At 57.1% G+C, this 13899-nt stretch carries 8 protein-coding genes; 5 read left to right on the top strand and 3 right to left on the bottom strand.

The window, feature by feature from the left end; all coding sequences use genetic code 11:
- Nucleotides 1–50: 50 nt before the first annotated feature.
- From MKFW12EY_RS11945 to MKFW12EY_RS11925, 5 genes are all read left to right on the top strand, one after another.
- A complete protein-coding gene (locus MKFW12EY_RS11945) occupies nt 51–1139 on the top strand; it encodes a hypothetical protein (protein WP_221053061.1) in 1089 nt (362 codons plus the stop codon).
- Nucleotides 1140–1419: 280 nt separating this feature from the next.
- The gene (locus MKFW12EY_RS11940; protein ID WP_054763518.1) at nt 1420–3405 is read left to right on the top strand and encodes a TOL_0244 family TonB-dependent receptor; all 1986 of its coding nucleotides are present in this window, start codon (nt 1420–1422) and stop codon (nt 3403–3405) included.
- Nucleotides 3406–3472: 67 nt separating this feature from the next.
- A complete protein-coding gene (locus MKFW12EY_RS11935) occupies nt 3473–4012 on the top strand; it encodes a YfiR family protein (protein WP_054763519.1) in 540 nt (179 codons plus the stop codon).
- A gap of 13 nt (nt 4013–4025) precedes the next feature.
- The gene (locus MKFW12EY_RS11930) at nt 4026–9119 is read left to right on the top strand and encodes an EAL domain-containing protein (protein ID WP_221053060.1); all 5094 of its coding nucleotides are present in this window, start codon (nt 4026–4028) and stop codon (nt 9117–9119) included.
- A 2-nt stretch (nt 9120–9121) separates the two neighbouring features.
- Nucleotides 9122–9982, top strand: coding sequence for an HDOD domain-containing protein (locus MKFW12EY_RS11925; protein WP_221053059.1), 861 nt, complete (start codon nt 9122–9124; stop codon nt 9980–9982).
- A gap of 69 nt (nt 9983–10051) precedes the next feature.
- On the opposite strand, the gene MKFW12EY_RS11920 is transcribed toward MKFW12EY_RS11925, so the two are convergent.
- The 3 genes from MKFW12EY_RS11920 to MKFW12EY_RS11910 form a co-directional block, all read right to left on the bottom strand.
- On the bottom strand, nt 10052–11482 hold the full coding sequence (locus tag MKFW12EY_RS11920) for an alkaline phosphatase D family protein (RefSeq protein ID WP_054763600.1): 1431 nt from the start codon (nt 11480–11482) through the stop codon (nt 10052–10054).
- A gap of 574 nt (nt 11483–12056) precedes the next feature.
- The gene (locus MKFW12EY_RS11915; protein WP_221053058.1) at nt 12057–13154 is read right to left on the bottom strand and encodes an IS5 family transposase; all 1098 of its coding nucleotides are present in this window, start codon (nt 13152–13154) and stop codon (nt 12057–12059) included.
- A gap of 82 nt (nt 13155–13236) precedes the next feature.
- Entirely contained in the window at nt 13237–13881 is a 645-nt protein-coding gene (locus MKFW12EY_RS11910) for a hypothetical protein (protein WP_221053057.1), read from the bottom strand.
- Nucleotides 13882–13899: the final 18 nt, after the last annotated feature.

Here is a 13899-nt window from a genome sequence, read left to right as displayed (position 1 = left end):
CGGATGCGGCCGATAACCGTGCGGTAACCATCCGGCCGGAGGCGTTCGCCATGATCATCGATAAATCCGCAATCCGTTTCAGCAGCCAGCACCAGCTTCAGCAAAGCGTTCGCAGCAAAACCTCGTTACAGGTGTGGTCCGGCCGGGCGCCGCAGCTTGACAGCGCTAACCGTAACAATTCGGCGGCACCTGCCGCTAACGAGCCGCCGGCGCGGCAAGCGCTCGGCGACACGTTGCAACTCAGCAGCTCAGCGCGGTCTGCCGCCTCCCGCAATCGGCCGATCGATCCGGAGAATCGGCTGGATTCTCAGCACAGTCTGACGCTGCAAATCATCAAACGCATATTCAAGGAAATCACCGGCCGCGATTTCGTCTTGTTTGCGCCGGAGCAACCGGCGACCGACGCCGGAGCCGCCGAGATAACGCCGCCGCAGCAGCCTCCCGCCGGCGGCGACGCGCCGGCAGCCGGCGAGGGCGGTTTGATTTACCGGCAATCCGTTGCCTATGCCGAGAGCGAGACCTTAGATTTCGCGGCGGAAGGGACGATCAAAACTAAAGACGGCCAGAGCTTGAGTTTTAGCGTTTCGCTGTCGATGAGCCGCAGTTTTTATCTGGAATCGAATCTGGAAATCCGCGCCGGCGACGCCGTCAAAACAGATCCGTTGGTGATCAATTTCGACGGCAACGCCGCCGAGTTGAGCAATACCCGGTTTGCGTTCGATATCGATGCCGACGGCCGCTTGGAGCAAATTGCCGGCCTGAAAGCCGGAAGCGGCATGCTCGCGCTGGACAAAAACGGCGACGGCGTAGTCAACGACGGTTCCGAACTGTTCGGTCCGGCCAGCGGTAACGGTTTTGCCGAGCTGGCGGCTTACGACGAGGACGGCAACCAATTTATCGATGCCGGCGACGCCATTTACCAACGCTTGCGCATCTGGCAACGCCACGACGACGGCAGCCAGCAATTGCTGGCTCTGGGCGACAAAAACATCGGCGCGATTTACCTCGGCCATCTCGCCACGCCGTTTCAATACAAAGACAGCGATAACCGTGCCGTGGCGGAAGTAGCCGCCAGCGGCCTTTATCTGACCGAGCAAGGCCGCGCCGGTAGCGTACAGCAACTCAATTTCGTGGTCTGAAGCGGTCGTTTCGATCGCGCTACCCAGCAAACGCTATCCACGCCGCCGGCTGCCGTTGCCAAATCGGAAATTGGACTAAACTTGGCGTGTGAGGAAATTTCGACAAATCGAATTCGGTTTTCTCGTCTGACGAGGAGCCGCATTTTGCCGGTGCTTAGTCCGCCGTTATCGAGAGCGGCGCTGCGCGGCGGAATTGCCCCGATTATATCGTTGCCACCCAGACTGAGCGGATTTCGGCCGGCGCGGGCAATGGAACGCCAAACCAATAGCCAGTTACAGTATGAAACAGCCAATAGCCGGATTGCTGCTCGTTGCGGTGAGCCAAGCGGGTTTAGGGGCGCCGGATACGAAGGATGCGCTCGACTTGAATGTCGAGGATTTGCTCAGCGTCGAAGTGACGTCGGTGTCCAAGAAAGCGCAAGCCTTGAACGACTCGGCGGCTGCGGTCTTCGTTATCACCCATGACGACATCAAACGCACCGGGGTAACCAGCATTCCCGAAGCGCTACGCATGGCGCCGGGGATGGACGTTTCCAGAATCGATTCCAACAAATGGGCCGTCAGCGCCCGCGGTTTTAACGGCCGCTTCGCCAATAAATTGTTAGTGTTGATCGACGGCCGCAACACCTACACCCGCTCGTTTTCCGGCGTCTACTGGGAAAACCAGGACGTGATGCTGGAAGACGTCGAACGCATCGAAGTGATACGCGGTCCGGGTGCGACGCTGTGGGGCGCCAATGCGGTGAACGGCGTTATCAACATCATCACCAAACATTCGGCCAAGACCCAGGGCGGTTTGGCGGTGGCGGGCGGCGGCACCGAGGAACGCGGCTTCGGCGGCTTTCGTTACGGCGGTCGGCTCGGCGAAGACACTACCGGCCGGGTTTACGTTAAAGGCTTCAACCGCGACGCCAACAGCCGCGCCAACGCCGAGCCGGCCGGCGACTCTTGGGATAAGGCTCAGGGCGGTTTCAGGCTGGATTCGCGCTTGTCGCTGCAAGACGAATTGACCGTGCAGGGCGATTTGTACCACAGCACCATCAACCAGACCTTGGCCATTCCGCAAATCGCCGCGCCTTACCAAAGCCAGTTCGGCGAGCGGGTCGACGCTTACGGCGGCAACCTTTTGAGCCGTTGGCAGCATACCGTTTCCACCCGTTCGGATTATTCGTTGCAACTCTATTACGACTACTACCGGCGCAATGAAGCCTGGTTCAGCGAAGGGCGCGATACGCTGGATTTGGATTTCCAGCACCGCTTCGGCTTGTTCGACAACCACGAGGTGATCTGGGGCTTCGGCTACCAGTACACCCACGACCTCACCGAGGTCGGGCGCTTGCTGCGGCTGAGCCCGGCCAGCCGTAACGACCAACTGTTCAGCAGCTTTATCCAGGACGAAATCGAATTGGTCGATCATACTTTGTGGCTGACTTTGGGTTCCAAATTCGAACACAACGACTACAGCGGCTTCGAAGGCCAGCCCACTGCGCGGCTGATGTGGGCGCCGCACTCGCAACACCGGTTTTGGGCGGCGGTGTCGCGTGCGGTCAGAACGCCGTCGCGCGCCGAACAAAACATGTCGATCTTGCAAACCGTGCAGCCGCCGCAAGGTTTTTTGCCGGCGGTCGCCGTGTATTTGAACGGAGACCGCAACTATCGGGCCGAGGATGTCATCGCCTATGAAATAGGTTACCGGACCACGTTCGTCAAAGCGTTATCGCTCGATGTCACCGTGTTTTATAACGATTACGACAACCTGCGCAACGTCTCGCAAGGCGGCGGAACGTTCGATCCGGTGAGCGGCGTGGTGGTGGTACCGTTGACGCTGAATAACAATTATCAAGCCAAAACCTACGGCTACGAAGTCGCCGCCGTCTGGCAAATGCTGGATTGGTGGCGTTGGGACGCCAATTACAGCCTGCTAAAATCGGATTTTGCCGCCACAACCAACTTTATCGCGGCGGCCGGCCCGCAACAACGCGTCAGCCTGCGTAGCGCATTGAGCTTGCGCAAAGATTTGGATTTTGACCTGTGGTTGCGCTATGTCGATAGCAACGCCTCCGTCGGCGTATTCGGCCTGCAGCATATCGACGATTACGTGACGATGGATGTGCGCTTGGCGTGGCGGCCGGCGCAGAATTTGGAATTGTCGCTGGTCGGGCAAAATCTGCTCAGCGAAAGCCATTTGGAGTTTAGGCAGGAGAACCAAACTTTACCCACGTTTATCGACCGCGGTATGTACGGCAAACTGGCCTGGAGCTTTTGAACCGTTATTATTACCAATCCTCGACTAACTTTTGCAAACGGTTATTGACTTGTTATCGCGGCGAAATGTGGTAAACGCTATCGGAGCCTGTGCGCTGGCGCTATTCGCGTCGGCCGCAAGCGTCTGTGCGGCGGCGCCGGCGGCGTTCGAACAATACTCGGTGCTGGCGGCGCTGACGTTGAACTTCGCCCGTTTTACCCAATGGCCGGACAGCGCCTTCGCCGATGCGGGTAACGTGCTGAACGTGTGCCTGGTGGGGGACAACGTGTTGCTGCAGTCGTTCGAATCGATCGACGGCAAGAACGTCGGCAACCGCTCGATTAAAATCGTCAACTCGGAGAGATTGCGTAATTTGAACCAGTGCCAGATTTTGTTCATCAGCGAATTGCCGAATAACGTGCTGTTGCAGGTATTCCTGGATACCAAAACATTGCCGGTGTTGACGATGGGAGAGGATGCCGATTTCGCCGCTAACGGCGGCATGGTGGCCATGGTCAATGTCGACGGCAAAATCCAGTTGCATATCAACCTGGCCGCCGTCAAAGCCTCGGGTTTAACCATCAGTTCCAACCTGCTGCGGTTGGCGAAAATCGTCGGAGACCGTTAGGAGAGCTTAGCGCATGGTGAAATGGTTCAATAACGCGCCGATCAAAATCAAATTGGTGTCGATCATGACGCTGATTGCAATGCTGACGCTGTGTCTGGCCACCACGGCGATCATCATCAACGAATACTTTGCCAAGAAGAAGGAAACCGAGCAGCAATTGGTGTTAGTGGCCAATATCATCGCCTCGAATATTTCCGCCGCATTGGTATTCGGCGACGCGGTTGCGGCCAACACCATGTTGGAGAGCATGCGGACCCGGGAAAGCATCCTCAACGCCGAGTTGTACAACAAACAGGGCGAGTTGTTTGCCGACTACCATTCCGGCAAACCCGGAATCAGCCATTGGGATGCGGAGCAAGCCATGGCTTTATTACAACAGGCGGCAAATCCCGACGCTGGCGGCAGTCTGTTCGATACCTTGGGCGACGCCGTGGCGCATTGGTACGACAGGCTGTTTCCCTACAACCGCGACACCGGCGGCGCCGGCTCGGAGCGGGACGTGTTCCAATACGACGCCGATAACAATCTGCATTTCGTGCGGCGGATCGAACTGGACCGGGAAACGGTCGGTGTCCTGCATTTGGTCGACGACCAGAGCGGCTTTTACGCGATCCTGAAAACTTTTTATCTAATCATCGGCTTCATCGTGCTGTTTACGATGTTGTGTATCAGTGCGTTGACCTCCAAGATGCAGCATATCTTTCTGGCGCCGTTACTGAAATTGATGGAAGCCATGCAGTCGGTCGGCCACGAAAAAAGTTTTTCCCACCGCATCAATAAGACCAGTTCCGACGAGTTCGGCGACTTAGCCGATGTCTACAACACCATGCTCGCCGAAATCCAGTTCCGCGACGACCAATTGGCGATGCACCGCGATTCGCTGGAGCAGCAGGTACTGGAGCGCACCCGGCAGTTGGCCGAGAAGAACCGGGAGTTGAACAGCAGTATCGCCGAAGCGTTGGCCGCCAAGGAGCAGGCCGAACAGGCCAGCAAGGCCAAATCGCAGTTTCTGGCGACGATGAGTCACGAGATCAGGACGCCGATGAACGGTGTGTTGGGCATGACCGAGCTGTTGATGGCCTCCGGTTTGAACGAGCGGCAAAAACGCTTCGCCGAAACCGCTTACCGTTCCGCCAATTCTCTGCTCAGCATCATCAACAACATTCTGGATTTTTCCAAAATCGAAGCCGGCAAGCTGCAATTGATTCTGCAGGAGTTCGATTTACGGCCGATGCTGGAGGAAACCGTCGAGTTGCTGGCCGACCAGGCCCACCGCAAGGGCGTCGAATTGATTTTGAACATGCCCCACGATCTGAATTACATCGTGCAGGGCGACGCCGAGCGGTTGCGTCAGGTATTGGTCAATCTGCTCAGCAATGCGATCAAATTTACCGAGCGCGGCGATGTCCAGCTCAAGGTGGCTCCAATCGCCGACGGCGTTGCCGCGGATAAAGTCCGGCTATTGTTCGAAGTGGTCGATACCGGCATAGGTGTGCCGGACGAACGCCAAGACGAGATCTTCGACAGCTTCACCCAATCGGACGGCAGCATCACCCGCCGTTACGGCGGTACCGGCTTGGGCCTGACCATCTCCAAGCAACTGGTGGAACTGATGGCCGGCGAACTGCGCCTGGAAAGCAAAGTCGACGCCGGCTCGCGGTTTTACTTCAGCCTGGAATTCGGCCTGGGAATACAAGCCGCCATCGAGCGGGCCGACACCGCGGATTTGCACGGCGTCAATATTCTGGTGGTGGACGATAATGCCACCAACCGCGATATTCTGACCTCGCAGCTGGCGTTATGGGGCGCCAACGCCACCAGCGTCGATAGTGGGCCGCGTGCGTTGAAAATGCTGCTGGAAGCCGCCGCGGTGCAGCAACCGTTCCAGTTGGCGTTGCTGGATTGGCATTTACCGATCATGGATGGTTTGTCGCTGGCCAAGGCGATCCAAAGCGACCGGCGGATTCCCAAGCCGGCTATCATCATGCTCAGTTCGGAAAACGTCAGTTTCCAACCCGAACGCAGCCACGAATACGGCATCAGTTTTTTCCTGAACAAACCGGTATTCCAGCAACGGCTGTTGAACTGCTTGCGCGAGACGTTGGCGCAGGACAAGGTAGCCGAGCCGGAGTTGTCGCAAACCGGTAAACCGACTTCCGCCGCTCGCTTGCGCGGGCGGATACTGGTCGCCGAAGACAATCTGGTGAACCAGGAAGTGGTGAAAAGCTTCCTGGAAAACATGGGGTGCAGCGCCGACGTGGTCAACGACGGCGAAGCCGCGGTACTCGCCGCCGGCCGCCGCGATTACGACTTGATCCTGATGGATTGCCACATGCCGGTCATGGACGGTTTCAGCGCCACGCTGAAGCTGCGCGAACAGGAAGCCGCAGCCGGCAAGCGCCGGGTTCCGGTCATCGCATTGACTGCCGACGTGCAAAAAGGCATCCAGGACCAATGCCAGGCGGCGGAGATGGACGGCTATTTGAGCAAGCCTTTCAGCAAGGACCAGTTGCGTACGTTGTTGTTGGCTTGGTTGCCGGCCGGCGGGGCATCGCGAACCGATAGCCCGGCCGCTGCGGCGGCACTGCCGGCGCCGGCTGGGCTGAGCCCGATTTGCCACGCCGATATTGCCGAGTTGCGCGAAATTGTCGATGCCCAAGGCGCCAGTTTGTTCGATAAAGCGGTGGCCTTGTATCTGCAAACCGCCGCGGAACAGGTCGAGAAACTGCGCCACGCCGTAGCGGCGGCCGACCTGCCGACCGTTGCCAATACCGCGCACGCGTTGAAATCGGCCAGCGCCAATTTGGGCGCGCGCGAGTTTGCCAAGACCTGTCTGGCCTTGGAGACCGCCGGCCGCCAGGGTGCAACCGAAGAAGTCGAGGTTTTGTTCGCCGCCTTCGAACGGCAATTGCCGGAGGTCGTGACCGAATTGAGCCATTTGGCCGCAGCCGGTCCGGCGGAATCGGCGGCTGCCGATGTCGATAAGGTTGCTGCGGCCCCGGCCGGCGCCTCGGTACGCTTGTTGCTGGTCGACGACGATCCGAACTTTCGGCTGATTACCGGCGAACAACTGAAATCGGCCGGTTTCCGGGTCGAGGAAGCCTGCAGCGGCGAGCATGCTCTGGAAATGTTGCAACGCGAGATCCCGGATCTGGTCATACTCGACGCGATCATGGGCGGCATAGACGGTTTCGAAACCTGCGCCCGGATGTCGGCCTTACCGGAGATGACCGACGTGCCGATCATCATGTCCACCGGGCTGGACGATATCGAATCGATCAACCGCGCCTTCAAAGCCGGCGCCGCCGATTTCATCATCAAACCGTTGAACCACGTGGTGCTGATTCACCACATCAAGTTTCTGCTGCGTTCCTACCGGGATACCGCCGAATTGCGTAACAGCAAGCAGCAACTGTCCGCTGCCCAACGCATAGCCGGCCTGGGCTACTGGACTTGGGACGCCAAGCAGGACAAGTTCGAGATTTCGCCTTATCTGGCCGAATTGTGCCGGACCAGCCCGGACTATTTTCAAGGCCAATTGGGCAAGTATCTGGCTTTGATCGATGTTGCCGACCGTAAGCAAGTGGAAGATGTGGTCAATGCCGCCGTCGAAGGCAAGGAGGCTTGTGTCGAATACCGGCTGCTGAGCGAAAGCGACGAGCCGATCACGGTGCGCCAGGATACGGCCTTGATTAATAGCGGTGCGCAGAGCTACGTCACCGGTACGGTTCAGGATATTTCCAAACAAAAGGAATCGGAAAAAATCATCCACCGGTTGGCCTATTTCGACGAGTTGACCGGTTTGGCCAGCCGGGTGCATTACCACTCGCGGATGCAGCAAACCATTAAAGCCGCGGCGCGGGCGCAGCAGGAGTTCGCCTTCCTGTTTTTGGATTTGGACGAATTCAAGTACGTCAACGATAGCTTCGGCCACAATGTCGGCGACCAGTTTTTGAAAGCCATCGCCCAGCGCATCCAGAGCGTGGTGCGCGAGGAAGATTTTGCCGCGCGGCTGGGCGGCGACGAGTTCTGCATCATCGTCAACACCATTACCGACGAATTCCAGGCCATGGATATCGCCGAACGCTGCCTGCAGGAAATTAACCGGCCGTTGATTTTGAGCGGCCACCACTTAAAGCCGCGGGTCAGTATCGGCATCGCCATTTACCCGAAAGACGGCGACAACGAACACGATTTGATGAAGGCGGCCGACACCGCGATGTACTCGGCCAAAACCGCCGGCAAACAGCGTTACGCCTATTACCGGCCGGAGATGACCGGCTTGGCGATCAAGCGCTTGCAAGACGAACAAATGTTGCGCGATGCGTTGGAGCAAGGCCAGTTCGAATTGCATTACCAGCCCCAGGTCGGCATGCGCGACGGCCGCATGGTCGGTATCGAAGCCCTGGCCCGTTGGCGCCACCCGCAGCGCGGTATTATCGGCCCCGGCGAATTCATCCCGCTGGCCGAGACCTTGGGTTTGATCGGCAAGATCGATCAATGGGCGATCCGCAGCGCCTGTTTGCAGTTGCTGAGTTGGCACAGCCAGGGCTTGCCGTTGCTGACCATGGCGGTCAACGTCGCCGCCAGCCATTTTCGCGATCCGCAGTTCGTGGTTTCTCTGCGCGATATTTTGCAACAGACCGGCATGCCGGCCGAGTATCTGCAACTGGAAGTCACCGAAAGCGCGATGCAGAACCCGGCCGATATGGAGGTATTCCGTAGGGTCAAGGACGTCGGCGTCAAAATTGCCATCGACGATTTCGGCACCGGTTACTCGTCGCTGGTGGCGTTAAAGCACATGCCGGTGGATTGCTTGAAAATCGACCGCATTTTTGTCCAGGATGTATTGATTAATCCGCAAACCCCGATCTTGCTCGGAACCATCATCGGCATGGCGCATGCGATGCAGTTTTGCCTGGTGGCCGAAGGTGTGGAAACCATAGACCAAGCTATGGTGATGAGCGGTTTGGGCTGCCAGGTGGTACAAGGTTTTCTGTTCAGCGCGCCGCAGCCGGCCGCCGCATTGCCGGCCTTGTTTCGCAAGGACTTTCGTTTGGAATTCGTCGACGCCAAATCCGGCCCGTTTACTGCCCCCGACAACTGACTATGCCCCGAATCGAATTGCCGGCTTGTTTTGCCGACGTAAAACAATTGCCGGCTTTGCCGCACGACGTGCACCATTTGATCAAAGCCCTGGCCGACGACGGCCTGGATTATGCCGGCCTGGCGCGAGTGCTGGAGACGCATCCCACCATCTGCTCGCGCCTGATCGCACTGGCCAATTCGGCTTGGATCAACAACAACGGCGAGCCGGTGACGTCGATCGAACGCACCTGCTTCAAATTGGGCTTGAACATCGTCCGCGGCGTCAGCATCGGTTTGGCGGTGATGAAGCCGTTCAACGTCTACCAATGCCGCAGCTTCGACATCCGCCGATACTGGACCAGCAGCATGTTGGCGGCACAGGCGGCCACCGATCTGGCGCGGGCGCTGCCGGATGCCGACGTCGACGAGGCCTTCGTGCAAACCGTGCATACCGCCGGGATTTTGCATAACTTGGGGCTGTTGTGTCTGGCCGATACGATGGCGGCGCAGACCCAGGAAGCGTTGCAACTGAAACAGGCCAACCCGCAGTGGCACTTGAACCAGGCCTTACGCAAAACCGCCGCCACCGACTATTGCGAGATCGGCGCCTATCTGGCCCAGTATTGGGGCATCCCGGACGCCTTGGTCACCACCATCGAACACCACCGCCACAGCGGTTACCGCGGCGACTATTGGCAGCAGGCGCTGATTGTCGGCGCCGCCACGCGGATGGCCGGCGCGCTATTCAAGGACGGGGAAATGCCGACATTGGAACTGCTGGAGGTCTTGGCTATCTCGGAAAACGCCGAACAGCGTTGTTTCTCCCACTTGCAAGCCGAGTTTGCCAAAACCCAGGAACTGGCCAAGGTTTTGTTCGGTTAAGTGGCGCTGTATTATCCGACCCAATCGGCCGGTACGGCGTAAGTCGGCGTTGCTTCCGCTGTCCATGACTCAAAAGAAAAACGGCCCGGCATAAGCCGGAAACGACTGGCCCTTGCGGTCGAAAATTTCCGCGCTGCACCACGGTTTGCCTTTGCCGATATCCACCGATACCGCCATAAACGCCTCGTCGCCGATAAAGCCTTCGCCATCGTACCGGTATTCGACACGGTCGCGCGCGCGGCGGCTGCCGTCGGTCCATTGCATGAACTCCAGCGTCCGCCCGCCGTAGAAATCGCTGGGGCTTTCGTGCGGATAGGGCCAGTAAAACGGCGACGACACCAGCGACGTCAGCAAAAACTGCTGGTCTTGATAACAGCGCATCCGGGCAAAGCTGGAGTTATGCACGTCGCCGGACAGGAACACCACGTCGTTGATGCCTTCGACGCGGATGAATTCCAGAATCATGCTGCGCTCGTCGTTAAAACCGGCCCATTTGTCGTCGCCGCCTTTATTGGGCTTCGGATCGGGGAAGAAGGGCACGCTGGAAACGACGAACTTGACCGGGGCAGCCCGGTTTTGGTGCAGCCAGTCGAAAAAGGCGTTCAGTTGTTCGCGGCCGAGCAGGGTTTTGCCGCCCACCGCATTGGCGTCGTTGATCCTTAGCGTCCGGGTATCCATCACGAAGAATGCAAACGGCCCTTTAGCGAAGCTGTACCAGAACTGGCCGTTCGGCGTGTTGGGATTATGCAGGTGCTGGTAGGAGGCATAGGCCCGCATCCGCATCGCGTAAAAACCGCTGTCGGCTTCGCTGCGCATCTGGTCTTTGGACCAGTCGTTGCGAATTTCGTGGTCGTCCAGAATCATGTAGGTCGGCACCGTGCGCATCAGCTCGGCGATGTTCGGCAACTGGAACGACTTGCGGTAAATCTCGCATAAGGCGTCGAAGTTTTTGTACTCGTATAGCTTGTTCAACGGATCGGCGTAGACCTGGTCGCCCACCGCCAGAAACAAATCCAGCGGCCGCTGCCGATGCAAATTGACGATGGAACGAAAGGTTTTGTCGCCTTTCTCGGCATCGTTTTGAAATAGATTGTCCCAATACAAATAGCGGCAGGAGCCGAACACGAAATCCAGCCGAGTGTCGTTACTGCCGCGGTCGGTCTTGAACGTCGCCGTCGCCTTCCTGATATCGGCGATGACAGGCCCCGCCACTGGCACACCTGTTTGCGGCGCATCGGCATCGCGCTTGTAAACCACGCCGCATTCCACTCGATATTCCGTGTTGGACTTGAGCTGGTCGAATAATGCGACGCCGGTGAAGTCGTAGTAATCCTTCAAAAAGCAAAACTGCGACGCCACAAGCTTGGCGCCGTCGTACAAATCGAACGCGCCGTAACAAAACTCCCGGCTGTTATGATTGGGTCCCTTCGCGCCGCGAATCCAGATTTTGGCTGAGGTATCGGTGGTGTGGCCTATGATGGGGCCTAGGGTGATGGTCATAGTTGGGTCTCCATCGGGTTATGTTGTCTTTGAGCCTCGTTCCCACGCTTCCGCGTGGGAATGCATATTCGGTATGATCAGGTTCGCCAGATTTTAGGTATTGTCAAGAGTCTGGGTTCCCACGGGGGGCCGCTCATCGTTATACACAAGTGCCGTCATGCCCGCAGGACGCGGGCATCCAATGCCATGGATGGTCGCCTCAAGCTATCCGTGCAGCTTGGATTCCGGCAATCCCTGCCGGAATGACGGTTATCAAACAAAGATGTGTATAACGGCTAGCGGGGGACCGTGGGAACCAGGTAATGATGCCCAACGTAGAGCTCAGCCGTCCGCTTGGCGCGTAGCGGAAAGCGGTCGGCTAGAGCGCATGGTTAGCCTCTTGGATGTGATGCGGGTTTATGTTTCTCTAGCAGGCTGGTGAAAAACCCACTGATATTTCCCCTTACCCACGGTTTCCGTGATTTTTTCGTGTTGAAATCGGTCATGACATCGAGTTTCAACCGTTTTGCCCCTGTTTCAAGGGCTTTTTATTCGCCTGAAGCCGTCTGTGGACGGTTTTCAGGCGCACTTCGCCCTAGGTGGGCGCACTCCACGCCGGTTTCGGCGTGAACACCAATAGGTTGAGCAAGCGCGTCAGGTTGTAGGCGGCAAAGCAAAACAAGGCCTGACCTGCGACTTTGGCTAAGCCGATGTGGCGGGTTTTACGCAGGCCCCCGACGGTCTTGATCCAGCCGAAGGCTTCTTCGACGATTTTGCGGCGCTTGAGGCTTTGAGCGTACGCTTTGCCGCGCGCGGTGCGGCCATCGACGGCACTGCCGGTCTTTTTGCGAGCAACATGGGCTTTGATGTCTTGCGTCTTGAGTTTGTTGACGAACGCCGGTTGGTCATAGCCTTTGTCGGCACCGACGCTGCCGCCTTTGGGAACACGGCGTTTGATCATTGTTTGCGCGGCTTCGATTTCAGCGGTGCCGGTGGCTTGGGTGGTTTCGACATCGACAATCAGGCCGTTACGATTCTCGGATAGGGCATGGGTGATGTAACGCAGTTTGGCCTCGGTGTATTCGCCTTTCTTGTAAAGCCGCGCTTCGGGGTCTGTCGTGCTCTGATGCGTGGCATTGCTGCGCTTTTCGCCGCTGAAGTCGACCTCGGGATTGCGGCCGGCGGGTTTATCAGGACCGCTGCCGTCTTTCTTCACGAAGCTTTTGTGCGAGGCCCAGGCTTCGATCAGGCTGCCGTCGACACTGAAGTGTTCGTCGGACACCAGGTTTTGCCATTCGGCAATGGCCAAGACCCGCTCAAAAAACTCGCGACTCAGTGCTTCGGACAGCAGGCGCTCGCGGTTGGCGCTGAACACGCTGCGTTCCCAGACAGCATCGTCGATACCCAAACCGACAAACCAGCGAAACAGCAGGTTGTAGTCCAGCTGTTCCATCAACTGGCGTTCGCTACGAACGGTGTACAGCACTTGCAATAGCAAGGCGCGCAGCAGTTTTTCGGGCGCAATCGACGGGCGGCCAGTATGGGAGTAGCATTCGGCAAAGACCGCATCCATAGAGGCCAATACGCCATCGACGAGTAGCCGTAAACGACGCAACGGATGCTGTTTGGGAATACGGTCTTCCAGGCTAACGTAGCTGAACCAGCTATTTTGAATGGCATCGTGTCCGCGCATGGGGGGCTTCTCCAATTTAGATGCGCTATTTTACTTGTTTGCTGAGGCTATGCGCCTTGATGACTGCAGCTTTGGGAGTTTTTCACCAGCCTGCTAGGTCTTCATCTTTTAATTGCTTGGAAATTAAAATATCGGCTACCGATTTACCTTGATACAGATATTTGCTTATAGGTGTGACGGGGACATCACGATCAAATTCGGCTAACATGGCATGGTGCATTTCTTGCCATAGAGCGGTAATACATTGTCGCGCCTTAGCTGCGTTGGCTTTTTTAAATGATTCTCCAAAGCCTAGCCACGAAATAATGGATTGAATGTCCTTGAGGTTCTCGTGGGGAAACAGCCCTCGCGAACCATTTTTAGAAATATTTGAAAAAACACCACGGGTTAAATCTATAGCGGAAGAAAGACTTTCCATGACTGGCGCAAAATCAGTTTGCTTGGGTTCTGCCAAGTGAGTGTATTGGATGGCTTTTTGCATCGATGGAACGAGTTGCTTCCAAAATTCCCTTAATGCTTGCAGATAGCTGTTACGCCGCGCGAAAGCATAAGCCAGAAATGCTGTAGGTATTGCAAGCGCAACCGGAATAATATCTTTGATAATCGTTGTTAAGTCGGTTGTTCCTACTTTAACCTGACAGTAAGCTCCGTAGAAGTACGACGCTAAAATTATTAGAAGCCAACAGCATACTGCTGTAAGCCAACGTATGAGTCGTGTTCTGCTCATTCAAAGTGTCTCCCTTGG

It is taken from the genome of Methylomonas koyamae (genome assembly GCF_019669905.1).
GTDB lineage: Bacteria > Pseudomonadota > Gammaproteobacteria > Methylococcales > Methylomonadaceae > Methylomonas > Methylomonas koyamae.
Note: the sequence above shows the minus strand (reverse complement) of the source record. Positions and strands in the feature narration are given on the sequence as shown.